27 protein-coding genes are annotated in these 26227 nt (G+C 60.6%); 17 read left to right on the top strand and 10 right to left on the bottom strand.

Annotated features, from left to right (window positions below; all coding sequences use genetic code 11):
* Positions 1-106: 106 nt before the first annotated feature.
* Positions 107-673, top strand: a complete 567-nt coding sequence (locus EFB14_RS05510; RefSeq protein WP_245438206.1) for a hypothetical protein — start codon at positions 107-109, stop codon at positions 671-673.
* Positions 674-731: 58 nt separating this feature from the next.
* Here EFB14_RS05510 and EFB14_RS05505 read toward each other — a convergent pair whose 3' ends face one another.
* From EFB14_RS05505 to EFB14_RS05490, 4 genes are all read right to left on the bottom strand, one after another.
* A complete protein-coding gene (locus EFB14_RS05505) occupies positions 732-1505 on the bottom strand; it encodes an amino acid ABC transporter ATP-binding protein (RefSeq protein ID WP_012483654.1) in 774 nt (257 codons plus the stop codon).
* A 34-nt stretch (positions 1506-1539) separates the two neighbouring features.
* Positions 1540-2694, bottom strand: coding sequence for an amino acid ABC transporter permease (locus tag EFB14_RS05500; protein WP_126823398.1), 1155 nt, complete (start codon positions 2692-2694; stop codon positions 1540-1542).
* Between the two features lies 1 nt (position 2695).
* Complete coding sequence (locus EFB14_RS05495) at positions 2696-3889, bottom strand: amino acid ABC transporter permease (protein ID WP_126823396.1); 1194 nt, start codon at positions 3887-3889, stop codon at positions 2696-2698.
* A gap of 97 nt (positions 3890-3986) precedes the next feature.
* Positions 3987-5012 (bottom strand): amino acid ABC transporter substrate-binding protein, encoded by a 1026-nt coding sequence (locus tag EFB14_RS05490; protein WP_126823394.1) that lies wholly within the window; start codon positions 5010-5012, stop codon positions 3987-3989.
* Between the two features lie 360 nt (positions 5013-5372).
* Here EFB14_RS05490 and EFB14_RS05485 point away from each other — a divergent pair, with 360 nt between their 5' ends.
* A complete protein-coding gene (locus EFB14_RS05485) occupies positions 5373-6563 on the top strand; it encodes a cystathionine beta-lyase (protein WP_126823392.1) in 1191 nt (396 codons plus the stop codon).
* Positions 6564-6599: 36 nt separating this feature from the next.
* Here EFB14_RS05485 and EFB14_RS05480 read toward each other — a convergent pair whose 3' ends face one another.
* Both EFB14_RS05480 and EFB14_RS05475 read right to left on the bottom strand, forming a co-directional pair.
* Positions 6600-7754, bottom strand: coding sequence for an FAD-dependent monooxygenase (locus EFB14_RS05480; protein ID WP_126823390.1), 1155 nt, complete (start codon positions 7752-7754; stop codon positions 6600-6602).
* Positions 7755-7781: 27 nt separating this feature from the next.
* Positions 7782-8027, bottom strand: a complete 246-nt coding sequence (locus EFB14_RS05475; protein ID WP_126823388.1) for a zinc-finger domain-containing protein — start codon at positions 8025-8027, stop codon at positions 7782-7784.
* A gap of 145 nt (positions 8028-8172) precedes the next feature.
* On the opposite strand from EFB14_RS05475, the gene EFB14_RS05470 reads away from it, so the two are divergent.
* The 6 genes from EFB14_RS05470 (at position 8173) to clpA (ending at position 14048) form a co-directional block, all read left to right on the top strand.
* Complete coding sequence (locus EFB14_RS05470; protein ID WP_126823386.1) at positions 8173-8958, top strand: alpha/beta fold hydrolase; 786 nt, start codon at positions 8173-8175, stop codon at positions 8956-8958.
* A 140-nt stretch (positions 8959-9098) separates the two neighbouring features.
* Positions 9099-9932, top strand: a complete 834-nt coding sequence (gene cysE / locus EFB14_RS05465) for a serine O-acetyltransferase (protein ID WP_126823384.1) — start codon at positions 9099-9101, stop codon at positions 9930-9932.
* Between the two features lie 137 nt (positions 9933-10069).
* Entirely contained in the window at positions 10070-10273 is a 204-nt protein-coding gene (locus tag EFB14_RS05460) for a DUF3126 family protein (protein WP_010021897.1), read from the top strand.
* Positions 10274-10545: 272 nt separating this feature from the next.
* Positions 10546-10917 (top strand): phasin family protein, encoded by a 372-nt coding sequence (locus EFB14_RS05455; RefSeq protein WP_126823382.1) that lies wholly within the window; start codon positions 10546-10548, stop codon positions 10915-10917.
* 277 nt (positions 10918-11194) lie between these two features.
* Positions 11195-11548, top strand: coding sequence for an ATP-dependent Clp protease adapter ClpS (gene clpS / locus EFB14_RS05450; protein ID WP_008526939.1), 354 nt, complete (start codon positions 11195-11197; stop codon positions 11546-11548).
* Positions 11549-11558: 10 nt separating this feature from the next.
* Positions 11559-14048 (top strand): ATP-dependent Clp protease ATP-binding subunit ClpA, encoded by a 2490-nt coding sequence (gene clpA, locus EFB14_RS05445; RefSeq protein WP_126823380.1) that lies wholly within the window; start codon positions 11559-11561, stop codon positions 14046-14048.
* Positions 14049-14122: 74 nt separating this feature from the next.
* On the opposite strand, the gene EFB14_RS05440 is transcribed toward clpA, so the two are convergent.
* The 4 genes from EFB14_RS05440 to EFB14_RS05425 form a co-directional block, all read right to left on the bottom strand.
* Entirely contained in the window at positions 14123-14554 is a 432-nt protein-coding gene (locus EFB14_RS05440; RefSeq protein ID WP_126823378.1) for an HIT family protein, read from the bottom strand.
* A 53-nt stretch (positions 14555-14607) separates the two neighbouring features.
* Positions 14608-15798: a GNAT family N-acetyltransferase gene (locus EFB14_RS05435; protein WP_126823376.1), complete on the bottom strand. Its 1191-nt coding sequence runs from the start codon at positions 15796-15798 to the stop codon at positions 14608-14610.
* Positions 15799-15874: 76 nt separating this feature from the next.
* Positions 15875-16594, bottom strand: coding sequence for a glycerophosphodiester phosphodiesterase (locus tag EFB14_RS05430; RefSeq protein ID WP_126823374.1), 720 nt, complete (start codon positions 16592-16594; stop codon positions 15875-15877).
* Positions 16591-17061, bottom strand: coding sequence for a RidA family protein (locus tag EFB14_RS05425; RefSeq protein ID WP_126823372.1), 471 nt, complete (start codon positions 17059-17061; stop codon positions 16591-16593). The genes EFB14_RS05430 and EFB14_RS05425 overlap by 4 nt, the downstream gene beginning before the upstream one ends.
* Before the next feature lie 136 nt (positions 17062-17197).
* Between EFB14_RS05425 and EFB14_RS05420 the strand changes: the two genes are divergently transcribed.
* From EFB14_RS05420 to frr, 9 genes are all read left to right on the top strand, one after another.
* Complete coding sequence (locus tag EFB14_RS05420) at positions 17198-18034, top strand: cell envelope integrity EipB family protein (RefSeq protein ID WP_126823370.1); 837 nt, start codon at positions 17198-17200, stop codon at positions 18032-18034.
* A 198-nt stretch (positions 18035-18232) separates the two neighbouring features.
* Positions 18233-19309: a toxic anion resistance protein gene (locus EFB14_RS05415; RefSeq protein WP_126823368.1), complete on the top strand. Its 1077-nt coding sequence runs from the start codon at positions 18233-18235 to the stop codon at positions 19307-19309.
* Between the two features lie 14 nt (positions 19310-19323).
* A complete protein-coding gene (locus EFB14_RS05410) occupies positions 19324-20892 on the top strand; it encodes a substrate-binding domain-containing protein (RefSeq protein ID WP_126823554.1) in 1569 nt (522 codons plus the stop codon).
* A 7-nt stretch (positions 20893-20899) separates the two neighbouring features.
* A complete protein-coding gene (locus tag EFB14_RS05405; protein WP_126823366.1) occupies positions 20900-21517 on the top strand; it encodes a 5-bromo-4-chloroindolyl phosphate hydrolysis family protein in 618 nt (205 codons plus the stop codon).
* The gene (locus EFB14_RS05400; protein ID WP_126823364.1) at positions 21517-22623 is read left to right on the top strand and encodes a substrate-binding domain-containing protein; all 1107 of its coding nucleotides are present in this window, start codon (positions 21517-21519) and stop codon (positions 22621-22623) included. The genes EFB14_RS05405 and EFB14_RS05400 overlap by 1 nt, the downstream gene beginning before the upstream one ends.
* Before the next feature lie 220 nt (positions 22624-22843).
* Positions 22844-23611, top strand: a complete 768-nt coding sequence (gene rpsB / locus EFB14_RS05395) for a 30S ribosomal protein S2 (RefSeq protein WP_008526906.1) — start codon at positions 22844-22846, stop codon at positions 23609-23611.
* A gap of 240 nt (positions 23612-23851) precedes the next feature.
* Positions 23852-24778, top strand: a complete 927-nt coding sequence (tsf, locus tag EFB14_RS05390) for a translation elongation factor Ts (RefSeq protein WP_126823362.1) — start codon at positions 23852-23854, stop codon at positions 24776-24778.
* Between the two features lie 96 nt (positions 24779-24874).
* Positions 24875-25597 (top strand): UMP kinase, encoded by a 723-nt coding sequence (gene pyrH / locus EFB14_RS05385; protein WP_125844820.1) that lies wholly within the window; start codon positions 24875-24877, stop codon positions 25595-25597.
* 52 nt (positions 25598-25649) lie between these two features.
* Positions 25650-26210 carry a ribosome recycling factor gene (gene frr / locus EFB14_RS05380; protein ID WP_126823361.1) on the top strand — a complete coding sequence of 187 codons (561 nt, stop codon included), beginning with the start codon at positions 25650-25652 and terminating at the stop codon, positions 26208-26210.
* Positions 26211-26227: the final 17 nt, after the last annotated feature.

Below are 26227 nucleotides of genomic sequence, written 5' to 3'. Positions count from 1 at the left end.
CATGAGCGTCCTGCAGGTGCAGGCGCCCAATCGATCGAAGGCACGCGCGTTCCTCGATTTTCTGCCGCCGGACCGGTCGTTCGGCCTATGGAAACGGAGGAAGATCATGACTCATAAGCACCTTGGACTGCCGCTTGTCCTGTTCGCATCCTGTGCCGTCCTTGCCATGCCGGTAGGCCAAGCACGGGCGATCGACGTCGGCGTGACGACGAATGCAGGCAATGCCGTCAGCGCCAATGCTGGAGCTTCGCTCGGTGGCGGAGGCGGTGTTGATGCAACAGCCAACGCATCCGTCGGCGGCTCGAATGGCGTCAATGCGGATGCAACTGCCAATGCCGGCGACAGCAATGGCCTCGGCGCAAACGCCAATGCCGGGCTCGGCGGCGGGCGCGGAGTCAATGCTGATATCAACGCACGCACCGGCGGCTTCCGCGGGATCGATACCAAAGCCACAGCTTCCGTTGGCGGCGCGAGCGGTGAGGGCGCTACGGCGGCTGCGCCGGACGCCACCGCCGATGCGGCTGAGGCTCGCACCCTCGATGCCTTCCGCAGCATGCCTGCCGATCAACGGCGCAAGATCCTCATTCGTTGCGTCGATATTTCCGCCTCGGGCGGCTCCGATGCCGGTCTTGCCGGTCTCTGCCAGCTCTTGCGGATAACGGCCTCCCGTTAAATATCAAAAACCCGCCGAGCCAGGCTCGGCGGGTCTTCAACAAGCTCGCTTCGCTCTCTTAGTGCAGGATCTGGCTGAGGAACAGCTTGGTGCGTTCGTGCTGCGGATTGTCGAAGAACTCGGCCGGTGAATTCTGTTCGACGATCTGGCCCTGGTCCATGAAGATGACGCGGTTGGCGACCTGGCGGGCAAAGCCCATTTCATGGGTCACGCAGAGCATGGTCATGCCTTCCTCGGCAAGACCCACCATGGTGTCGAGCACTTCCTTGATCATTTCGGGGTCAAGCGCCGAAGTCGGCTCGTCGAACAGCATGATCTTCGGGTTCATGCAGAGCGAGCGGGCGATCGCCACGCGCTGCTGCTGGCCGCCGGAAAGCTGGCCCGGATATTTGTTGGCCTGTTCCGGGATCTTGACGCGCTTCAGGAAGTGCATGGCGATCTCTTCCGCCTGCTTCTTCGGCATCTTGCGCACCCAGATCGGCGCCAGCGTGCAGTTTTCGAGGATCGTCAGGTGCGGGAAGAGGTTGAAGTGCTGGAACACCATGCCGACTTCGCGCCTGACCTCGTCGATCTTCTTGAGATCGTTGGTGAGCTCGGTGCCGTCGACGATGATCTGGCCCTTCTGATGTTCCTCCAGGCGGTTGATGCAGCGGATCATCGTCGATTTGCCCGAGCCCGACGGGCCGGCGATGACGATGCGCTCGCCGCGCATGACCTTGAGGTTGATATCGCGCAGCACGTGGAAATCGCCATACCACTTGTTCATGTTGATGATCTCGACCGCCACTTCCGTTGCGGAAACGGTGAGCTTTTTCGCTGGAGCTTCAGCCATGTTACTTTCCCTCATTCTTATCGTTTTGGCGTTCTTATCGTTTGTGGCCGGTATCGAGATGGCGTTCCACGAAGCTTGAATAGCGCGACATGCCGAAGCAGAACAGCCAGAAGGTAAAGCCGGCGAAGATCAGGCCGGTGAGCGGCGTGACGGCGCTGGCCCAGTAAGCGTCGCTGAAGTTCAGGCGGACGATGCCGAGCAGATCGAACATGCCGATGATCGAGACCAGCGACGTGTCCTTGAACGTTCCGATGAACGTGTTGACGATGCTCGGTATGACAAGCTTGATGGCCTGCGGCAGGATGACCAGCCGCATCTTTTGCCAGTAGCTGAGACCGAGCGAATCGGCGCCCTCGAACTGGCCCTTCGGGATAGCCTGCAGGCCGCCACGGATAACCTCCGCCATATAGGCCGAGGTAAAGATCGCAACGCCGATCAGCGCTCGCAGCAGTTTGTCGACATTCCAGCCGGTCGGCAGGAACAGCGGCAGCATGACGCTTGCCATGAACAGCACGGCGATCAGGGGAATGCCGCGGATGATTTCGATGAAGGCGATGCAGACGGTGCGGATGATCGGCATGTTCGAGCGCCGCCCGAGCGCCAGGATGACGCCGAAGGGAAGCGAGACGGCGATGCCGACGAAGGAGAGAACCAGCGTCACCATCAGGCCGCCCCAGAGCGAGGTTTCGACCGGCTCGAGCCCGAAACCGCCGCAGAGCAGCCAGAAGGACAGAATAGGCAGGGCAATGAACAGCAGGATGGCGTTCAGCCCCTTGCGCGGCGCGCGCGGGATCAGCATCGGCGTCATCAAAGCGATGAAGAGGATGCCGACGATCGTCGGCCGCCAGCGCTCTGCGAGCGGATAACGGCCGTAGACGAATTGGTCGAACTTGGCGTTGACGAAGGCCCAGCAGGCGCCGCTCCAGCCATCCGGCTGGATGCCGCCCTGCACTGTTGTGGCACAGAACGTCCGGTCCGGTCCGCTCCACACGGCCTGGATGAACAGCCAGTTGATCATATGCGGCAGCACCCAGGCGAGAACGGCGAGCGCAAGCACCGTCATCACCACATCCCTGGGGGTTGCAAGCAGGTTCTTGCGGACCCAGGCAAGCGCACCCCTTTCGCCGCGCGGGGCTGGTTCCGGTGCCAGTATGGTGGTTCTGACGAAGGATTGGTTGGATACAGACATCTTATCGCTCCACCAGGGCCATTTTGGCGTTGAACCAGTTCATGAAGAGCGATGTCACGATGCTGAGCAGCAGGTAGGCGATCACCACGAGGAACATCAGCTCGACGGCCTGACCGGTCTGGTTGAGAATTGTGCCGCTGACGGCGAAGTAATCGGCGAAACCGATGGCGATCGCCAGCGAGGAATTCTTCGTCAGGTTCAGATATTGGCTCGTCAGTGGCGGAATGATGATGCGCAGAGCCTGCGGCACCACAACGAGGCGCGTGATGCTCGATGGATGCAGGCCGAGTGCGCCTGCCGCTTCCGACTGGCCCTTCGGCACGCCGCGAATGCCGCTGCGCACAATCTCGGCGATGAACGAGGCGGTATAGAAGGAGAGAGCCAGGAAGAGCGACATGAACTCCGGACCGACGACGCTGCCGCCGGTCAGGTTGAACTTGCCGGCGACCGGCATGTCGAACGACAGCGGCAGGCCGCTCAACAGAAAGGCGACGATCGGAAGCCCGACGATCAGGCCGACCGACGCCCAGATCGTGTGGAACTGCTTGCCCGTTGCCGCCTGGCGCTTGTGCGCCCAGCGCGCAGTGAAGACGGTGGCGACGATCCCGATCAACAATGCGATCCCGACGGCCCACATGCCGGTCTCGAAAATCGGCTTGGGGAAGGCGAGGCCGCGATTGTTAAGGAACATGTTAAGCGGCAGGTGCAGTGAATCGCGCGGCTGCGGCAGCACGGCGAGAACGCCGGAATACCAGAAGAAGATGACGAGCAGCGGCGGGATGTTGCGGAACACCTCGACATAGACGGTGCAGAGCTTGGCGATCAGCCAGTTGTGCGACAGCCGGCCGATGCCGATGATGAAGCCGATGATCGTCGCCGTGATGATGCCGGTGACGGCGACCAGGACCGTGTTCAGGATCCCGACGAGCAGTGCGCGTCCGTAGGTGGAATCGCTCGAATAGCCGATCAGCGATTGGCCGATCTCGAAGCCGGCGCGTCCGCGCAGGAAGGCGAAGCCGGATGCCGTGTTGCTGCGGGCGAGGTTTACCGCCGTATTGTGCGTGACCCATATGGTCAGCACAGCAATCACCACGACGGTTACGATCTGGAAGAAGATGCCCCGAATTTTCGGGTCGTACATGGCTGAGCTCAAGCTCCAGCCGGTATCGTAAGGTACAGAAGCCTCTTGCGTCATACCGCGCCATTCCCCTGTGAGCCCGTTTTTGGGCTTTTCTTTTTTGGAAGAGGAAAGGCGTTTTACCGCCTTTCCCGGCTTTTCAAGCGGTGCGCAATCAGCGAACCGGCGGAGCGTACTGGATGCCGCCCTTGTTCCAGAGAGCGTTGAGGCCGCGCTGGATCTTCAGCGGGCTGCCCTGGCCGATGTTGCGTTCGAAGACCTCGCCGTAATTGCCGACGTTCTTGACGATGTTATAGGCCCAGTCATTGGTCAGGCCGAGGTCGGTGCCGATCTTGGTGTCAGCCTCGCTGCCGAGGAAGCGCTTGATATCGGGGTTCGGCGAGTTCTTCATTTCGTCGACATTCGCCTGGGTGATGCCGAATTCTTCGGCGTTGATCAGCGCATAGGCCGTCCACGACACGATGTCGAACCACTGGTCGTCACCCTGGCGGACTGCCGGGCCGAGCGGCTCCTTGGAGATGATCTCCGGAAGGACGACGTGCTCGTCGGGGTTCTTCAGCGTCAGACGCAGCGAATAAAGGCCGGACTGGTCGGTCGTGTAGACGTCGCAACGACCGGAATCATAAGCGGCGTTGACTTCTTCGAGCTTCTCGAAGACGACCGGATTGTACTGAAGGTTGTTCGCCTTGAAATAGTCGGCGAGGTTCAGTTCGGTGGTGGTGCCCGATTGTACGCAGATGGCGGCGCCCGAGAGTTCCAGTGCCGACTTCACGTTCAGGCTCTTGCGAACCATGAAGCCCTGACCGTCATAGTAGGTGACCGGGCGGAAGTTGAAGCCGAGCGCGGTATCGCGGTTGATCGACCAGGTGGTGTTGCGCGACAGGATGTCGATTTCGCCGGACTGCAGTGCCGGGAAACGATCCTTCGCCGACAGCGGCGTGTATTTCACCTTGGTCGGATCGCCGAAGACGGCGGAAGCGACGGCCTTGCAGAAGTCGACGTCGAAACCGGCCCAATTGCCGGAAGCATCAGGCTGTGCGAAACCCAGAAGACCGGTATTGACGCCGCATTGCACGAAACCCTTCGCTTTTACGTCTCCGAGAGTGGTGGCCGAGGCGGCCGAGGCGCCAAGTGCCAAAACTGCTGCGCCGAGAGCGGCGGACAGGAGCTTGTTCTTCATTTTTCCCAACCTTTTCCGTTGTCTTATATTTTCTTGTGGGGAAGTCCCGGCGGAAAACCTGCCGCCCCCAATGTGCCTCGACACCCTCCCGGCGCGAGTGGGTCTATCACAGTCGCAAATGTCACCATGGTCAAGTGTCGCCATCAATAATTGCGGCAAAATTTAGCATTTTGGCAGATTGGGCTGCATTCATGGGCGATTGGCTATGAAATAGGCGTCCAGTTGCGGAAAAATAACGCGAAAATCGAAAATTCCGTCGTGCTCGACGTCACCGGCAACCAGCCTCCAAGGGGTTGACCGGAAACGGCGAGGCGTCCAAAGGTTTGGTTTCGCGACCCTTCGCCAAAGGCTATTTCCGACATGAAAGACAAAGACAGCTTGCTGCAGAATGCCGGCATCAATACCCGCCTGACCCATATCGGCAATGACCCGTTCGACTATCACGGCTTCGTCAATCCGCCGGTCGTGCATGCTTCGACGGTGCTGTTTCCGAATGCGCGGACGATGGAAACGCATGCGCAGAAATATACCTACGGGACGCGCGGCACACCGACCACGGACGCGCTCTGCGAGGCGATCGATGCACTCGAAGGTTCGGCCGGCACGATCCTCGTACCCTCGGGGCTGGCGGCCGTCACCATTCCGTTCCTGGGTTTCGTCGCCGCCGGCGATCATGCACTCGTCGTCGATTCGGTTTACGGCCCGACGCGCCATTTCTGCGATACGATGCTGAAGCGTCTGGGAGTCGAGGTGGAATATTACGATCCGGCGATCGGTGCCGGCATCGAGACGCTGTTTCGGCCGAACACGAAGCTCGTCCACACCGAGGCTCCCGGTTCCAATACCTTCGAAATGCAAGATATTCCGGCGATCTCTGCGGTTGCGCACCGCCACGGCGCCGTCGTCATGATGGACAATACCTGGGCGACGCCGCTCTATTTCAGGCCGCTCGATTACGGCGTCGACATCTCCATCCACGCATCGACGAAATACCCGTCCGGCCATTCCGATATCCTGCTCGGGACGGTATCGGCCAATGCCGAGTATTGGCCAAGGCTGAAGGAAGCCAACGGCGTGCTTGGTATCTGCGGCGCACCCGACGATGCTTACCAGATCCTGCGCGGACTGCGCACCATGGGACTGCGCCTCGAGCGGCACTACGAAAGCGCGCTTGAAATCGCGGAATGGCTGGAGGGCAGGGAGGATGTCGCCCGCGTGCTGCACCCGGCTCTTCCGAGTTTTCCCTCTCACGCCATCTGGAAACGCGATTTCAAGGGCGCGAGCGGCATCTTTTCCTTCGTGCTTGCCGCAGACCATCCCGAGAAGTTCAAGGCAAAGGCGCATGCCTTCCTCGACGCGCTCCGGATTTTCGGTCTCGGCTATTCCTGGGGTGGCTTTGAAAGCCTCGCGCTGCACGCCAATCTCAACGACCGCAAGGTTGCCAAGGCCCCGACTGAGGGCCCGGTCATCCGCCTGCAGATCGGCATCGAGGACGTGGCCGACCTCAAGGCCGATATCGAGCGGGGTTTTGCGGCTGCAAGTCTCGCCTGAGAAGAGAGACGGGGCGCCGCCGTCGCCCGCTGCACCTTACGGCAGATGGAGGGCGCGATAGCCGTAGATCCAGTCGAGATCCGCCGCGAGACTTTGCGGCGGCTTGAGGCCAAGCACGAGATCGCGGCCGATCCGGATCGGTCCCTTCGCATGATAGGCGAACCGGTTGAAGGCGCCGCGCTGGCGGAGCCTTGCAATGCGCGGCGCGCGATGTCTTTCGAAGAGCGCCAACGCTTCCGCAACGGGACGATCGGAAAGAAATGCGGCAAGCTCGTAAGCGTCTTCGATCGCCATCGCCGCTCCCTGCGCGGCAAAGGGCATCATCGCATGTGCAGCGTCGCCGATCAGAACCGTCTTGCGGCCGTCCTGCCACGCCCCTGTAGTGGTTTCGAACAGCGGCCAGAAGGTCAATTTGCCCTGTCTTTCGAACAATGTGAGGATCGCAGCGTTCCAGCCGGAAAGGCGCGCCCGCAACTGCGCGCGCTGCTCTTCCGTCGGTTCGCTTTGCCAGGCCTGCGGCGCAAGGTTGCCGGCGGTGATCGCCACCATGTTGAAGCTGCCGGTCTCTTTTAAGGGATAGCAGACGAGATGCGCCGCCCCGCCGAGGAAGGCGGAAACGCTTGCCCGGTCGAGAAAACCGGGCGCCTCGTCTTCGGCAATGGTGAAGCGGTAGGCGACATTGCCGGAAAAGCGCGGCGAGGGACTGCCGGGAACGGATGGCCGGAGCTTCGACCACACGCCGTCCGCGCCGATGACGAGATCGGCCGGCCGCTCGAATGACGGCAGACCCGTCTCCATCCGTACGCCGAGATGAAGCCGGCAGAGCGGATCGGCCTCGACGGCGGCCAGAAGAGCCTTCTGCAATGTGGTGCGATGCAGGACGCCATAAGGAGCGCCCCAGCGCTCGCGCGCGAAATTGCCTGCCGGAACGGCCGCGAGCTGGCGGAGCGAACTGCCCGAAATTAGCCGGATCGCGTCCGGCTCCAGCCAGACTTTCGAAAGCCCTTCCAGGATGCCGAGTTCGGCAAGGATGCGGGAGGCGTTCGGCGACACCTGCAATCCGGCGCCGACTTCGGTGAGTTCGCCCGCCTGCTCGAAGATATCAGAGCTGATGCCACGCCGCGAAAGCGAAAGGGCAGCGGTCAGCCCTGATATCCCGGCGCCAATGATGGCGGCATGTTCGACCGGCATTGTCCGTCCGATCCCAAGCTGGACGGGTTAGGCCGCCTTTACGTGGAAAACACAGCCGGCCGGATTGGTCTGGCTGGGCTTGAGCGCGGAATTGAAGCGATAGAGCGTCGAGCAGTAGGAGCAGACTTTCTCGTCGTCGTCGCCCATGTCGATGAAGATGTGCGGATGGTCGAAGGGAGCCGAAGCGCCGGTGCACATGAATTCCTTGACGCCGACCTCGATGACGCGGTGACCGCCGTCGTTCTGGAAGTGGGGAATGTTGTGGCCGGCCATGTCGCTCTCCGAATGCTTTGAAACGTGCGCGGACCTTATAAGCCTTCGTCGCAAATGTGTAGAGCCAAAGCGCTGTACCAGCCACAGTTTTTGGCTTCACGCTGACAGGCGGCTCGATTATGGTCGCGCCAAAAAGGAAGGTCCGATGAACCTGAATACGCCTGCATTTTCAAGCTTCACCCATGACGGATTGCGGCTTGCCTTTTTCGACGAGGGCGATCCGTCCGGTGTGCCGGTGCTGTTGATCCACGGCTTTGCCTCGACGGCAAACGTCAACTGGGTGCATCCGGGCTGGCTGAAGACGCTTGATGATGCCGGTTACCGAGTGATCGCCATCGACAATCGCGGCCATGGTGCAAGCGACAAGCCGCACGATGCGCAAGCCTATCGTCCTTGGGTCATGGCAGGCGATGCAATAGCGCTGCTCGACCATCTCGGCATCCCGGAAGCCAATGTCATGGGCTATTCCATGGGCGCGCGCATTTCCGTCTTTGCAGCACTCGCCAATCCGCATCGCGTCCGTTCGCTGGTGCTCGGCGGCCTCGGCATCGGCATGACCGATGGCGTCGGCGACTGGGATCCGATTGCCGATGCGCTGCTTGCTCCCTCGCTGGACGAGGTGACACATGCCCGCGGCCGCATGTTCCGCGCCTTCGCCGAGCAGACGAAGAGTGACCGCATCGCCCTTGCCGACTGCATCCGCGGCTCGCGCGATCTCGTCGCCCGCTCGGATATGGGCAAACTCGACATGCCGACGCTGATCGGTGTCGGCACCAAGGACGATATTGCCGGTTCGCCGCAGGAATTGGCGGCGCTGATGCCCAATGCCGAAGCGCTCGATATTCCGGGCCGCGATCATATGCTCGCCGTCGGCGACAAGGTTTTCAAGCAGGCGGTGCTGGCCTTTTATGCGAGAGTCGCCAAGGGGTGACATCGTCGGTGACATCATCGTGAAGCCGAAAAGCCATGCTAAAAAACCATGGCGATGGCACCCATTTATGTTATTGGCGTTTTCCTCTATATATCGGCATTCCGAAAACGGCATTCCTGAAGGCAGCGAGGAGAGCGGCGATGGTCGCAAAGACAGACATTCGTGCTTTTGAGACAGGCCATCCCGTGAAGGTGATGGATCCCATCTGGGACAGCCTGCGCGAGGAAGCAAGGATCGCAGCCGAAAGTGACCCGGTTCTCGCCGCTTTCCTCTACTCGACGGTGATCAACTACCATTCGCTCGAGGAATGCGTCATTCACCGCATCTGCGAACGTCTCGACCATCCGGATATGCAGGCGAACCTGCTTCGCCAGACCTTCGAGGAAATGCTCCTCGATTGGCCTGAGTGGGGCTCCATCCTGCGCGTCGACATCCAGGCCATCTACGACCGTGATCCCGCCTGCCTGCGTTTCATGGAGGCGGTGCTCTATTTCAAGGGCTTCCATGCGCTGCAGACGCATCGTCTGGCTCATTGGCTGCTGAACCGCGGTCGGCGTGATTTCGCGCTCTATCTGCAGAGCCGCTCCTCCAGCGTCTTCCAGACCGACATCAATCCGGCCGCCCGCATCGGCAAAGGCATCTTCCTTGATCATGCGACCGGCCTCGTCGTCGGCGAGACAGCCGTTATCGGCGACAACGTCTCGATCCTGCACGGGGTCACGCTCGGTGGCACCGGCAAGGAGGGCGCCGACCGCCATCCGAAGATCGGCAGCGGCGTCATGATCGGCGCCGGCGCGAAGATTCTTGGCAATATCGAAATCGGCTATTGCTCGCGTGTCGCGGCCGGTTCGGTCGTCCTGAAGGCCGTGCCGCCCAAGAAGACGGTCGCGGGCGTTCCGGCCAAGGTTGTCGGCGAGGCTGGTTGTTCCGAGCCGTCGCGCAATATGGACCAGGTCATCGGCGCCGATATCTGAGCGCCTGTTGGAAGAGGGTAGGAGAAGTCGGCAGGATTGGAGCGGGGACAGCTGTTCCAAGCGGCAACTCTGCCTTTACACCGCTGCTTTTGCTGTGCAAGAAGCGGCTCATCAAGACCGTTCACGGAGATGACAGAGTGAAGCCAGAAGAAATCAAGAAGCTCGACGCCTATTTCAAACGCATGTTCAACCCACAGATCATCGTCAAGGCGCGTCCGCGCAAGAATGATTCTGCGGAAGTCTACCTCGGCGAAGAATTTCTGGGCGTCGTCTATATCGATGACGAGGACGGCGATCGCTCCTACAACTTTTCGATGGCGATCCTCGACGTCGATCTTTGATCGTCCTCGAAAGCTCCAAGAGGACCGGGCGGCGCGATCCGCCCGGTCTTTTTTGTTTTTTCGCTCCCGGGCCAAAATTTATTTAAAGCTTCCGGTTGTGGCATTGTGATATATATTAGCAAAATCAATTAAAGACGTACGTGCCCCAGCGCGCTTACTTTGTTATATAATTGTAATGCAACCAATGGGTGTTTTGCGGCGCACAAGACTACTTGACTATTTGTGCGTTGCAGCTACCCTGCCGCCACCAACAGCCCCAACGGAGGACGGCCATGTTCAACTTTGACGATGCCAACAAGAAGAGCAAGGAAGCCGTCGATACGGCGCTGAGAACCTATTCCGACACAGCCAAGGGCTTTCAGGCGATCGCCGCCGAAGCCGCTGAATATTCGAAGAAATCCTTTCAGGACGCGGTAACGCATTTCGAAACGCTGGCCGGCGCCAAAAGCTTTGAGGCGGCCTTCGAGCTGCAGACCAGCTACGTAAAGTCGTATTTCGAAGGCTTCGTCTCCGAAACGACGAAGCTCGGCGAGATGTATGCCGATCTCGCCAAGTCCGCCTACAAGCCCTACGAGGCTCCGATCGCTGCTGCCGTCTCCAAGGCGCCGAAATCGGCGCAGCCGACGGCATCCGTCGCCGCATAAGGCGATTTTGACAGCGCAACCTGCGCTACATATTGAAAAATAGGGACCGGCTACTCATCTGTGGCCGGTCTTTTTTGTTTCCGCTTTTGCTGCAACGCCTGCATGGGATTGGCCAGGGACTTTTTTGGTCTTTCCCGTGAATGCCGGGCATTTCTTGATTGCAGTGTCTGACAGGGGGCTTAAAATCAGCCTATTATGAACTAAGTTAGTGTTTCAGATATTCGGCGGGAAAAGCACCCTCCCATGCTCCGCCGGATTGATCGAGGAATGAATGACAATGATCGCAAAGCCGATCCGGATGCAGAACGACAGCGAAAGGAACGGGGACAACGGAAATCGCGGAACCTCGGTCATCACACGCACGAAGCCGAAGACCAAGAAGCCTAATCTCTACCGCGTGCTGCTTTTGAATGACGACTACACACCCATGGAATTTGTCATTCATATTCTGGAGCGTTTTTTTCAGAAGGATCGTGAAAGTGCCACCCGCATCATGCTCCATGTCCACAATCACGGCGTCGGGGAATGCGGAATATTCACATACGAGGTAGCGGAAACGAAGGTCAGCCAGGTGATGGACTTCGCCCGGCAGCACCAGCATCCGCTGCAATGCGTCATGGAAAAGAAGTGAGGATCTGAACGTGCCAACATTTTCGCCTAGTTTAGAGAAGGCGCTCCATCAGGCACTGACCTTTGCCAACGAGCGGCACCACGAATATGCGACGCTCGAGCATCTGCTGCTCGCCCTGATCGACGATGCCGATGCGGCAGCGGTTATGGGTGCATGCAATGTCGATCTCGATGCGCTCCGCAAGACGCTCGTCGAATATGTCGATAACGAACTTTCCAATCTGATCACGGGTTATGACGAGGATTCCAAGCCGACCTCCGGCTTCCAGCGTGTCATCCAGCGTGCCGTCATTCACGTGCAATCGTCCGGCCGCGAGGAAGTAACCGGTGCCAACGTGCTCGTCGCGATCTTCGCGGAGCGCGAAAGCCATGCCGCCTATTTCCTGCAGGAGCAGGAGATGACCCGCTACGACGCCGTCAACTACATCTCCCACGGCATCGGCAAGCGGCCTGGCGTTTCGGAGGCTCGTCCTCCGCGCGGTGCTGAGGACGAATCGGAAAGCAAGCCGACGGCGCGCGGCGGCGAAGAGGAAGGCGGCCCCAAGAAGCAGCAGGATGCGCTCAAGGCCTATTGCGTCAATCTCAACGAGAAGGCCAAGGGTGGCAAGATCGACCCGCTGATCGGCCGTCACGCCGAGGTGAGCCGCACCATCCAGATCCTGTGCCGCCGTTCGAAGAACAATCCGCTCTATGTCGGTGATCCCGGCGTCGGCAAGACGGCGATCGCCGAAGGCCTTGCCAAGCGCATCGTCGAAGGCAAGGTTCCCGAAGCGCTCGCCGATGCGACGATCTTCTCGCTCGACATGGGCACGTTGCTCGCCGGCACACGTTATCGCGGCGATTTCGAAGAGCGCCTGAAGCAGGTTGTCAAGGAGCTGGAAGAATATCCGGGCGCCGTGCTCTTCATCGACGAGATCCATACGGTGATCGGCGCCGGCGCCACGTCGGGCGGCGCGATGGATGCATCGAACCTGCTGAAGCCGGCGCTTTCGTCGGGCGCGATCCGCTGCATCGGTTCGACCACGTACAAGGAATACCGCCAGTTCTTCGAGAAAGACCGGGCGCTGGTCCGGCGTTTCCAGAAGATCGACGTCAGCGAACCGTCGATCGATGATGCGATCGAGATCATGAAGGGCCTGAAGCCCTATTTCGAAGAGTATCACCACCTCAGGTATTCGAACGATGCGATCAAGTCGGCCGTCGAACTGTCGGCCCGCTACATCTCCGACCGCAAGCTGCCCGACAAGGCGATCGACGTGATCGACGAGACGGGTGCGGCTCAGATGCTGCTGCCGCCGTCGAAGCGCCGCAAGCTGATCACCGAAAAGGAGATCGAGGCGACGATCGCGACGATGGCCCGCATTCCGCCGAAGACCGTATCGAAGGACGACGAAGCCGTGCTCGCCAATCTCGAGCAGGAACTGCGTTCGGTTGTCTACGGCCAGGATATCGCGATCGAAGCCCTCTCGACCTCGATCAAGCTGGCGCGTGCCGGCCTTCGTGAACCGAACAAGCCGATCGGCTCCTATGTCTTCTCGGGTCCGACCGGCGTCGGCAAGACCGAGGTTGCTAAGCAGCTGGCGTCGTCGCTTGGCGTCGAGCTTCTGCGCTTCGACATGTCCGAGTACATGGAGCGGCACACAGTTTCGCGCCTGCTCGGTGCACCTCCCGGCTATGTCGGTTTCGACCAGGGCGGTCTTCTTACAGATGGCGTCGATCAGCATCCGCATTGCGTGGTCCTGCTCGACGAAATCGAGAAGGCGCATCCCGATATCTACAATATCTTGTTGCAGGTCATGGACCACGGCACGCTGACCGACCATAACGGCAAGAAGATCGACTTCCGCAACGTCATCCTGATCATGACGACCAATGCGGGCGCTTCGGAAATGGCCAAGGCCGCGATCGGCTTCGGTTCGTCCAAGCGCACCGGCGAGGACGAGGAGGCGCTGACCCGTCTCTTCACGCCGGAATTCCGCAACCGTCTCGACGCGATCATTCCCTTCGCGGCGCTGCCGACGGCCGTCATTCACAAGGTCGTGCAGAAGTTCATCATGCAGTTGGAGGCCCAGCTTTCCGAAAGGAATGTCACCTTCGACCTGCACGAGGATGCGATCGCCTGGCTGGCGGAAAAGGGTTACGACGAGAAGATGGGCGCCCGCCCGCTTGCCCGCGTGATCCAGGACACGATCAAGAAGCCGCTTGCCAACGAGATCCTCTTCGGCAAGCTGAAAAAGGGCGGCGTTGTCAACGTCACCGTCGGTCCGAAGGAAGACGGCAAGCCGGGCATCGTGCTGGAAGCCATTCCGGATACGGCTCCGATCAAGCCGAAGCCGGAAGCGGAAGTCGTCCATCCCGAAGCCGATGACCAGGGCGATGGCGAGCTGAAGACGAAAGCGGCGCCCAAGGCCCGCGCCAAGACAGTCCCGCAGGCCGAGCCTGAGGTCCGCGACGCTCCGAAAAAGGGAAGCACGGTTCCGAAGGTTCCGCGCAAGAAGTGAGATATCATCACTAAATTGGAAAAGGCCGCTCAACAGCGGCCTTTTTTGTTTTGGGGCATTGGCCAAAGCCGGTGCTACGCCAGCGCTGCCCTGATCTTTTCGGCATTGGCTGCAAGCACGGCGCCGTCCTCCATCCTGCCGGAATGCGGCTTGAGCGCCACGCCCTGATGGCGAGGGATGATGTGGAAATGCAGATGGAACACCGTTTGCCCAGCGGCCGGTTCGTTGAACTGGGCGATGAATACGCCATCGGCATCGAAGACCTCCTCGAGCGCCTTAGCGACCTTCTGGACGACGATAATTGCATGAGTGAGGGTGGCGGGATCGGCATCGAGGATATTGCGGGACGGCGCCTTCGGAACGACGAGCACGTGGCCCGGCGCCTGCGGCATTACATCCATGAAGGCGACCGTATTTTGGTCCTCGTAGACTCGATGCGAGGGGATTTCGCCACGCAGGATCTTGGCGAAGATATTGTTGTCGTCATAGGCGGCCGGGCTGGTCATCGCGAAATCTCCTCAGTTCCTGTTGATCGGGTAGCGCGGCCGGCAGGGCGGCGTCAATCCTCCTGCTGACGCTCGCCCTTGCGGAAGGGACTGTGCTCGCCCAGCACCTCGCTCATATGTTCGACATCGGCGCGCTCGCGCGCGAGATAATCGCCGATCGCTCGACGAAGGCCGGCATGGGCGACGTAGTGGGCGGAATGCGTCGTCACCGGCAGGTAACCGCGGGCGAGCTTGTGTTCGCCCTGTGCGCCTGCCTCGACTCGCTTCAGCCCTTTCGACAGCGCGAAGTCGATCGCCTGATGATAGCAGACCTCGAAATGCAGGAACGGATGATCCTCGATGCAGCCCCAGTGACGGCCGTAAAGCGTATCGCCGCCGATGAAATTAATCGCGCCGGCGATATAGCGGCCGTCGCGCTTGGCCATGACGAGCAGGATGTCGTCGGCCATGCGCTCGCCGATCAGCGAGTAGAACTTGCGGGTGAGGTAGGGTCGGCCCCATTTACGGCCTCCAGTATCCATATAGAACTTGAAGAACTGGTCCCAGATGCGCTCCGTTAGATCGCTGCCGGTCAGCCAGTCGATGCTGATGCCGTTTTCGAGGGCGGCACGGCGCTCCTTGCGCAATGCCTTGCGTTTGCGCGAGGCAAGCGTTTCGAGAAACTCCTCGTGATTGGCATAGCCGTCATTGATGAAATGGAACTGCTGGTCCGTGCGGTGCAGATACCCGTCCATCTCGAAGACCCCGATCTCCTCGTCGGGCACGAAGGTGATATGGGCCGAGGAGATGCCGAGCCGGCGCACGACCTCCTTCAGGTTTTCGGCGATCGCATTCTGGATCGCCAGCCGCGGCAAGCCCTCGGCGACAAGAAGACGCGGACCTGTGGCCGGGGTAAACGGGATCGAGCACTGGAGTTTGGGATAATAGCGTCCGCCGGCCCGCTCGAAGGCGTCGGCCCAACCGTGGTCGAAGACATATTCGCCCTGGCTGTGGTTCTTGAGGTAGCCGGGCAGGGCGCCGATCAGTTCGCCGCGATCGGTCTCGAGCAGCAGGTGATGGCCGAGCCAGCCGGTCTCGGCGGTGGCTGAGCCGGATTCTTCCAGCGACGACAAAAAAGCGTGCGAAACGAAGGGATTATAGGCAAGCGTGCTGCAAGCCTTCGACGCCCCGGAAAGTCTGGACCAGCTCTCCGGGGAAATCGCGGTGAAGGAGCGTTCTACGCGAATGGATAATTCATCGGTCATGGGGCAAATGCGAAGCCTGTGGGGGATGGTTCGGCTCTACGTCAGTCTGCGCATGATCTTGGCCAAAAAGCGAGCGTCAAACCACCACGCGCGGATCGAAGCCTTCGAAGGTCATTTGGTCGGCGTTTGCGAATGTACGCCGGCGCGCTTCTTCGTCACGCACCGTCCAGGTGATGACGGGAAGACCCTTTCCGCGTTCGCCCGTGATGAAGGCATTCGGCAGGTCGTCATAATAATAGGAGATGAAATCCAGACCGATCGCCATCGCTTTCGCATGAGCCTCGAACTCCTCCGGCGTGTTGCCGTTGGCGGTCAGTCCGAGCGGATAGGGTGAGCCAAGCGTCTTTAGGTCGCGCAGCAGCCAGTGGTCGAAGCTCATCAATGCGACCTTGCCCTCATAGCCTTCGAGCACCTCGAGCACGGCTTCGGCAAATCCCTCGTCATCGGCCTCGCGGCCCTTGAGCTCCAGCACCAGCGGCACCTTGCCCTTGACGAGATCGAGGAGCTGGCGCAGCGTCGGCACCTTATCGTTGGTGCCGCCGATGGCGATCAGTCCGAGTTCCCTGGAGGTACGCTCGCGGATGTCGCCGTTGAGATTGCAGAGGCGCTGCAGATCCTCGTCGTGAAAGATGATCGGCACGCCGTCCGAGGCGTAATGCAGGTCGCATTCGACCGCAAAGCCCGCTTCGACGGCGCGCGAGAAGGCCGAAAGCGTGTTTTCCCAGACAAGCCTGTTGAGGTCGTGATAGCCGCGATGGGCAACCGGCACGTCCTTGATCCAGTCGGCATTGGTCATTCTGCGATTTCCATGATAGCATCGATCTCGACGGCGGCGTTCAGCGGCAGGGCGGCCATGCCGACGGCGGCACGAGCATGTTTGCCGGCTTCGCCGAGCACGCCGGCAATCAGGTTCGAGGCGCCATTGATGACGAGATGCTGCTCGACAAAGTCGGGCGCCGAGGCGACGAAGCCGTTCAGCTTGATGACACGACGAATGCGGCCGAGATCGCCGCCAAGCGCTGCCTTCGCCTGAGCAAGGATGTTGATGGCGCAGAGTTCGGCGCCACGCTGACCCGCGGCAACATCGACGGTTTTGCCGAGATGGCCGGATACTGCAACCTTGCCGCCTTCGAGCGGCAGCTGGCCGGAGATGTAGAGAAGATTGCCGCTGATGACATAGGGAACGTAATTTGCAGCAGGTGCTGCGGCTTCCGGCAGGGTTATCCCCATCTCAGTCAGGCGCGCTGCAATTTCATTGGACATTTTCGTCTCCGCTTTTGTTGTCAATTCTTCAAAAATTATGCATCAAGACTGGAATCTTTAATATGACAGGTTCGAGCCTCGATTTGGCCGAAAGCGTTCTTATAACATCGCGACCGAGTCCAACAGGAGTTAATGAATGTTCCGATCGAGTCTTGTCGCTCTGCTTTTCGCCAGCGTTTCCGCCAGTGCATGGGCGGCTGCGCCCGCGGTAAGCGCTGCGATCGCGACCGGCCTCGTCGCACATCGCGCGGTCTACGATCTGGAATTGAAGGACGCCTCGGACCGCTCCGGCATCGCCGGCATGTACGGTCGCATGGTCTATGAATTCGACGGCAGCTACTGCAAGGGCTTCACCACCAATTTCCGTTTTGTGACGCAGATCAACACCGGTGACAGCGTGCGCGTCAGCGACCAGCAGACGAAGACTTTCGAAAATCTGAAGGACGGCAAATTCACCTTCGACACCAAATCCTTCACCGACGACCAGCTCGACAAGGAGGTCAACGGCGCGGCCCAGGATCAGCCGGACGGCGTCAAGGTTGATCTCACGCAGCCGGCGAGCCGCGAACTTCAGCTTGCCGAAAGCCGTTTTCCGACCGAGCACATGCTCGACGTGATCCAGAATGCCAAGGACGGCAAGCGCTTCTTTGAGGCCCGTGTCTTCGACGGCTCTGATGACGGCGATAAGTCGCTGGTAACGACAACGATCGTCGGTAAACAGGAAGTCCCTGTTGCCGAGGAGGCCGATGCCGGCAATGCCGGCGCCTTCTCAAAGGCTGCTTTCTGGCCGGTGACCATCGCCTATTTCAACGAGAATGCGAAATCGGATGCGCTGCCTGTCTATCGCATGTCCTTCAAGCTTTATGAGAACGGCATCACCCGCGATCTGACGATGGATTATGGCGATTTCGTTCTAACCGGAAAGCTCGCCAAGCTGGAGCTGCTCGATCGCAAGGCCGAGGTCTGCAAGTAGGCGGGGCTTCTGCGCCGTCATAAAACTGTATCATAAAATTCACTATGGTTCGGCGACCAGCAATGGCTGAGTCGCTGGCGCGTCGTCGTGCTCTTCGAGGTCGCGATCTTTGCTGCCAAGCCATTGCGACCAGGCCTGTTTATTGCGAAGATAGGCCTCGAAGACCATTGCGCGCCGCAAGCTTGGAAAGCCCGACCTATGGCAGATACCGACGTCGCGACTGTTCAGAATGCCGCCCTGCCGGTTGTTGTCGCCGATCCGGCGGAAATTGCCCGCATTTCCGATAGCATCAGCATCACCGACCGCGCCGGCATTTCCGTCTATGGCGATCGTGCCCAGCAGACGGTCAGCGATTATGCAGACAGGATCCTGCGCGAGGTCCGCAACAAGGATCTCGGCGAGGTAGGCCGCCTGCTGACCGACATCATCCTCAAGTCGAAGAGCCTCGATCCGGCATCGCTGAAGGACAAGGGTTTCCTCAGCCGCATCTTCCTCTCCGCCAAGGCGCAACTCGAACGCTTCAAGGAGGAATTCGAGGATGTGGCCGGCCAGATCGACCGGATCGGCCTGGAGCTCGACCGTCACAAGGATACGCTGAGGCGCGACATCGCGCTGCTCGACGACCTGCATGAGGAAACCAGGCAGTCGATCATGCGCCTTGACGCCTATGTGCAGGCCGGCAAGAATTTTGCCGAGCGTTTCCGCAGCGTCGAGCTGCCGAAGCTGAAGGCGCAGGCCGAAGCCGCCGCGACCGGTCCCGGCGGCGGCATGCTGGAGGCGCAGACCTATCAGGACAGCCTGCAGGCGCTTGACCGACTGGAGAAGCGGGTGTTCTACCTGCAGCAGGCCCGCCAGCTCGGCATCCAGCAGCTGCCGCAAATCCGCATCGTCCAGGCAGGCGACGAAACACTCATCGAGAACCTGCAGGCCACCTCGGCGCTGACGGTGCCGGCCTGGAAGCAGAAAATGGTGATCCTGCTCGGCCTGACACGGCAGAAATCGGCGCTCGACCTGCAGAAGGCGGTGACCGACGCCACCAACGACATGATCCGCCAGGCATCGGAAATGATGAAGGACCAGGCGATCGCGATCGAACAGCAGTCGCAGCGCGGCATCGTCGACATCGACACGCTCGCCAAGGCGAACAAGGATCTGATCGACACCATATCAGGTGTGCTTCAGGTTCAGGAGGAGGGGCGCCGGAAGCGGGCGCTCGCCGAGCAGCAGATGGAGCAGATGACGATTGAACTCAAGAAGGCGATGACCCAAGCGTGATCGGCAAGACGACGATGCGAACGCTGCTTTCGGGCTTGGCACTTCTTGCCGCACTTTCCCTTGCGGGCTGCGATTCCTTCAGCCGGGGTCCGGATTTCTCGATCGTCTCGGGGTCGGAGAACACCGTCCTGCAACCGATCGTCGAGGAATTCTGCAAGCAGAAGAACGCCACCTGCACTTTCAAATACGAAGGCACGCTCGATATCGGCCTGGCGCTGCAGAATGAGCAGGGCGTCGAGCAGGACGCGGTCTGGCCGGCCTCAAGTGTCTGGGTCGACATGTTCGACACCAGGCGTCGCGTCAAGAGCCTGACCTCGGTCGCGCAAACGCCGGTGGTATTGGGCGTGCGCAGGTCGAAGGCACAGCAGCTCGGCTGGATCGGCAAGGACGTCTTCATGAAGGACATCCTCGCCGCTGTCGAAGGCGGATCGCTGAAATTCCTGATGACATCGGCGACGCAATCCAACTCGGGCGCCAGCGCCTATCTCGCCATGTTGTCGAGCGCACTCGGCAACAGGCCGGTGATCGAACCTGGCGATCTCGACAACAAAAGCGCCCAGGAGAGTGTCCGCTCGCTGCTCTCAGGAGTAGAGCGTTCCTCAGGTTCTTCGGGTTGGCTCGCCGACCTTTACATCGGCGCCGCCAGCAAGGGCACTCTCTACGACGCGATGTGGAACTACGAGGCGGTGCTGAAGGAGACCAACGACAAGCTTGCCGCCCTGTCGCAGGAGCCGCTTTACGCGATTTATCCGGCCGATGGCGTGGCCATGGCGGATTCGCCGATCGGCTTCGTCGATCACGGGCGCGGGCCCGAGGTCCAGACCTTCTTCAACGATCTGCTCGCCTATCTCAGGTCAGCCCCCGTGCAGCAGCGCATCGCCGATACCGGCCGGCGCATTCCATTGACCGACGTTGCCGCCAAACCGGAACCGAACTGGAATTTCGATCCCACCCGGCTCGTAACCGCCATCCGCATGCCGGAGCCGGGCGTCATCCGCCAGGCGCTCACCCTCTATCAGGCCGCGCTGCGCAAGCCGTCTCTGACCGCGCTCTGCCTCGATTTTTCCGGCTCGATGCAGGGGAACGGCGAGGATCAACTGCAGAAGGCGATGCGTTTCCTGTTGACACCAGACGAGGCGAGCAAGGTGCTGGTGCAATGGTCGCCCGCCGACCAGATCATCGTCATTCCTTTCGACGGCAGCGTGCGCAACACCTTCATGGCAAGCGGAAATCCGCTGGAGCAGGAAGGGTTGCTCAACGAGATTTCGCAACAGAGGGCCAATGGCGGCACCAACATGTATGCCTGCGCCGAACGCGCCTTGCAGCAGATCGCCAGAACCGACAGGCTCTCGACTTATCTGCCCGCCATCGTCATCATGACCGACGGGAAGTCCGATGATCAAAGCCAGGCTTTCACACGTGAATGGAACGCGATGGAGCCGCATGTGCCGATCTTCGGCATCACATTCGGCGATGCCGACAAAACCCAGCTCGACAGCCTCGCCAAGCTGACCGCGGCGCGGGTATTCGACGGCGGCTCGGATCTTGCCACCGCCTTCCGCACCGCGCGCGGCTATAATTAGGACAGGCATGCGCAACTGGCTCGGCAATGACGGCAACTGGATCGCTGCGGGACTGGTGGCGGCAATCACCGTGCCGCTCCTGAGCTTTGTCGCCGGCATGCCCTTCTGGATCGCCGCCATCATCGCCCTTTTCATCTTTGCCGGCCTCGTCATTCTGCTGACGCCACGCCGCCTGTTCGAAGGCCTCGATATCAAGAATATCGGCCGCGGGCGCGTCGCCTTTGCCCGTGACCTGCTGGAGGCCGCCGTTCCCTCTGCGGAGCGGCTGGAGACTGCCGCTGAAGGGATAAGCGACAAGCAGGCCGCGGCCGCTGTCCTGCACCTCGCCGAAATCGCCGCCGACGTGTTCCGCAAGGTCGAGGCCAAGCCCGAAAACGCCAACGCGGTGCGGCGGTTCCTCTCCTATTATCTGCCGCGTGCCGCCGAGGTGGCGGAAGGTTTTGCCGTCATCGAGGCCAAGCGCGTTCCTGATCCCAGGCAGTTGGAGGAGGTGCGCGCCGTGCTGGTGAAGCTTGAGGAGGCCTTCGTCCATTATGCCGACAGCCTGGTCGATGAAGAGTTCGGCACGCTCGACACCGATCTCCGCCTCATCCAGGCATCGCTCAAAGAGGATCTCGGACGCTGATGGCCCTTTCTCGCCGCGCCTTTGGAGTGGGACTGCTCGGAGCCGGCATCGTCGGCACGGGCGGTTATTTCGCCGTCCGGGACCGGCCGGAATTGCAGGGCCTGCTCGGCAGCCGCACAACGTTTTTCGGCTTCGTCGGCGGCGAGAAGGAAGCCTTCCTGGCCGACCCTGATGTCGTCAGAGCGCTCGGCGGATACGGATTGACGGTGGATAGCCGCGTAGCGGGCTCGGTGGAGATGGTACGCGAACAGGCGCTGCTGTCGCAGCATCCGCAATTCCTCTGGCCGTCCTCCTCGATCATGGTCGATATAGCCAGGCAAAATGGCGTCAGCATTCGCAACGACCGCGTCGTCCTGAACACGCCCATCGTCGTCTATTCCTGGCAGCCCGTGGTCGATGGGTTGATGAAAGCGGGATTGGTGACGGTAACGAACGAAGGGCATCACCAGCTCGACCTCAAGGCGCTGCTTGACGCCATCCTTGCCGGCGCCGACTGGTCGAAGCTCGGCGTCAATTCGCTCTACGGCCGCGCCCGCATCGTCTCGACCGATCCGAACCGCTCCAATTCCGGCTTCATGTTCGCAGGCCTCGTGCTTAGCCTTTTCAGCGGCAATGTCGCGACATCAGCCGATCTTGCCACGTTCGGCGGCAAGGTACAGGCGATCTTCCGCAACATGGGATTCAAATCGCCTTCATCGGGCAAGCTTTTCGACCAGTATCTGGCTGGCGGCCTCGGCGGCGAGCCGATGATCGTCGGCTACGAGAATCAGCTGGTCGAATGGATCCTCGCCGATCCCACGCGCTGGGAGCGCATCAAGGCAAGCGCCGGCGCAAAGCCGGTGGTGCTCTATCCGCGCCCGACCGTCTATTCCGCGCATCCGCTGATCGTCGTCGACGAGACCGCCAACCGGTTGATCGAGGCGCTGACCAGCCCGCGGCTGCAGGAGCTCGCCTGGACGAGGCATGGATTCCGCGGTCCGCTCGGGACCGCCACCGGCAATGCGGACAGCGCCGTATCGGGCCTGCTTCCCGCCGAGGTCGATGCCGTCCTGCCGATGCCCGATGCCGGTGTCATGCTGTCGCTGCTGTCGACGCTGGCAAGCTGAGCGGCATCCGAGGGGAGCGGATAGTCGCCGCCTCAGTCGAATAAAGTCGATTTTTTGGCATGAGCCTTGCTTTTGCGTCAAATCGAATGTATGGGCACCGGCATTCCACACGTAAGGCATGGGATCGTCCGGGAGAAATCCGGGCTGTTCCGCCGGTGGCATTCTCGAAGAGGATGCTGTTCGCCTTGCGGAGGTTCAACCGGAAAAGGAGTATAAAGGCATGGCATTGCCTGATTTTTCTATGCGCCAGCTTCTCGAGGCAGGCGTTCACTTCGGTCACCAGACTCACCGCTGGAACCCGAAGATGAAGCCGTACATCTTCGGCGATCGTAACAACATTCACATCATCGACCTGGCACAGACCGTTCCGATGCTGTCGCGCGCCCTTCAGGTCGTCAGCGATACCGTTGCCCGCGGCGGCCGCGTTCTCTTCGTCGGCACGAAGCGCCAGGCGTCGGAGATCATTGCCGACAGCGCCAAGCGCTCGGCCCAGTATTACGTCAACTCGCGCTGGCTCGGCGGCATGATGACGAACTGGAAGACGATCTCGAACTCGATCCAGCGCCTGCGCAAGCTCGACGAAATCCTCGGTGGCGAAGCCCAGGGCTTCACCAAGAAGGAACGCCTGAACCTCGAGCGCGAGCGTGAAAAGCTTGACAAGGCTCTCGGCGGTATCCGCGATATGGGCGGCACTCCCGACCTGATGTTCATCATCGACACCAACAAGGAAAAGATCGCGATCGACGAAGCCAAGCGCCTCGGCATCCCGGTGGTCGCCATCATCGATTCGAACTGCGACCCTGACCTGATCGACTATCCGATCCCGGGCAACGACGACGCATCGCGTGCGATCGCTCTCTACTGCGAGCTGATCTCCCGCGCCGCCATCGACGGCATCGCGCGTCAGCAGAGCTCTTCCGGCCGCGATCTCGGCGCATCCTCCGAAGTTCCGGTCGAACCGGCTCTCGAGGAAGCAGCCGAAGGCTGATGAAAGCGGGCGGACCGAAAAATCCGCCAAAGCTTGCAGAGACTGGGAAAGGCCGCTCGCGACTCATCGAAGTTCGGCGGCCTTGCCTGTTTCAGGGCGAAGGCATCGGGCGCTTCGCCAGATAAGTTTCGTTATGGCGCGTCTTCATCACGCTGTCATACATACAAGTACATTTCGTGCGTCAATCCGGTGCCGAGCCGCGCTTTGCGGCCCACCGTGTGAACCGACAAGAGGAAGCTAATGAGCGAGATTACGGCTGCAATGGTGAAGGAACTGCGCGAGAAGACCGGCGCAGGCATGATGGACTGCAAGAAGGCTCTTGCTGAAACCAATGGCGACATGGAAGCGGCGATCGACTGGCTGCGCGCCAAGGGCATCGCCAAGGCCGACAAGAAGTCCGGCCGCACCGCTGCCGAAGGCCTCATCGCCGTTGCGAGCGCCGGCACGAAGGCCGTCGTCGTCGAGGTCAATTCCGAAACCGACTTCGTCGCCCGTAACGATGCCTTCCAGGATCTCGTCCGCGGCATCGCCAAGGTCGCCGTCTCCACAGACGGCACCGTAGAAGCTGTTGCTGCTGCGACATACCCGGCATCCGGCAAGTCCGTTTCCGACACGATCAAGGATGCGATCGCAACGATCGGCGAGAACATGAACCTCCGCCGTTCAGTCGCTCTCTCCGTCGAAGACGGCGTCGTCGCTACCTACATCCACAATGCCGTTTCCGACGGTCTCGGCAAGCTCGGCGTTCTCGTCGCTCTTAAGTCGACCGGCGACAAGGAAGCCCTGAACGCGATCGGCCGTCAGGTCGCCATGCATATCGCTGCGACCGCGCCGCTGGCGATCCGCCCGGAAGAAGTCGATGCCGCCGTCGCCGAACGCGAGCGCAACGTCTTCATCGAGCAGTCGCGCGCTTCGGGCAAGCCCGACAACATCATCGAGAAGATGGTCGAAGGCCGCATGCGCAAGTTCTTCGAGGAAGTTGCACTTCTCTCGCAGGCTTTCGTCATCAATCCTGACCTGACCGTCGCAGCTGCCATCAAGGAAGCTGAAAAGGCTGTCGGCGCGCCGATCGAAGTCACCGGCATGGCGCGTCTTCTGCTCGGCGAAGGCGTCGAGAAGGAAGAGACCGATTTCGCAGCCGAAGTTGCTGCTGCCGCCAAGGGCTGATCTTCCACCCATAATTGGGAAAACACGAAGGGCATCGCGTGACAACGCGATGCCCTTCGTGTATCGGGCATTCACGGCAATTTACGAGGAGCCAAGATGTCTTTAGAGCCTGTCTATAAACGCGTTCTACTCAAGGCTTCCGGCGAAGCGCTCATGGGTAGCCAGGGTTTCGGGATCGATGTCACGGTGGCGGACCGGATTGCATCTGATATCGCCGAAGCAAGGCATATGGGCGTGGAAGTCGGCGTCGTCGTCGGCGGCGGCAATATCTTTCGCGGTGTCGCCGTTGCATCCAAGGGCGGCGACCGGGTCACCGGCGACCACATGGGCATGCTCGGCACCATCATCAACGCGCTGGCGCTGGCGACCTCGCTGCGCAAGCTGAACATCGACACGGTGGTGCTCTCGGCGATCTCGATGCCCGAGATCTGTGAAAGCTTCTCGCAGCGCGCGACCCTCTATCATCTGTCGCTGGGACGTGTGGTGATCTTCGCCGGCGGCACCGGCAACCCCTTCTTTACCACCGATTCCGCCGCGGCACTCCGTGCCGCCGAAATGGGCGCGGAAGCGATCTTCAAAGGCACGCAGGTGGACGGCATCTACACCGCCGACCCGAAGAAATATCCCGATGCGACCCGCCTCGACCGCCTGACGCACCAGGAGGTGCTGGACAGGGGGCTTGCGGTGATGGACGTTGCCGCCGTGGCGCTCGCCAGGGAGAATTCCATTCCGATCATCGTCTTCTCGATCCACGAGAAGGGCGGTTTTGCTGAAATCTTGACGGGCGGTGGCCTCAAGACCATCGTCTCCGACAATTGATATGAGCTGCGCCGCGTTTCCGGCGCAGCCCTCGCCAGACGGGAGCATAGACATGAGTGAAGGTATCGACATCAAGGAACTGAAGCGCCGCATGGACGGTGCGATTTCCTCATTCAAGAGCGACATTGCATCGCTGCGCACCGGTCGCGCCTCGGCCAATATTCTCGATCCGGTGACGGTCGAGGCTTACGGTTCGCGCATGCCGCTGAACCAGGTCGCCAACATCACCGTGCCGGAGCCGCGCATGCTGTCGGTGTCCGTCTGGGACAAGTCGATGGTCGGCGCTGTCGACCGCGGAATTCGCGAATCCAATCTCGGCCTCAACCCAATCGTCGACGGCCAGAACCTGCGCATTCCGCTGCCGGAACTGAACGAGGAGCGCCGCAAGTCGCTCGTCAAGGTGGCTCACGATTATGCCGAAAAGAGCAAGGTAGCGATTCGCCACGTCCGCCGTGACGGCATGGACGGCCTCAAGAAAGCCGAAAAGGATGGCGTGATCGGCCAGGACGAGGGCAGGGCGCAGTCGGAACGCGTCCAGAAGATGACGGACGAGACGATTTCCGAGATCGACCGCTTGCTTGCCGAGAAGGAAAAGGAAATCATGCAGGTCTAAGGGATCTGTGCCTTTGC

This window comes from Rhizobium fabae, from assembly GCF_003985135.1.
Lineage (GTDB): Bacteria > Pseudomonadota > Alphaproteobacteria > Rhizobiales > Rhizobiaceae > Rhizobium > Rhizobium pisi.
Note: the sequence above shows the minus strand (reverse complement) of the source record. Positions and strands in the feature narration are given on the sequence as shown.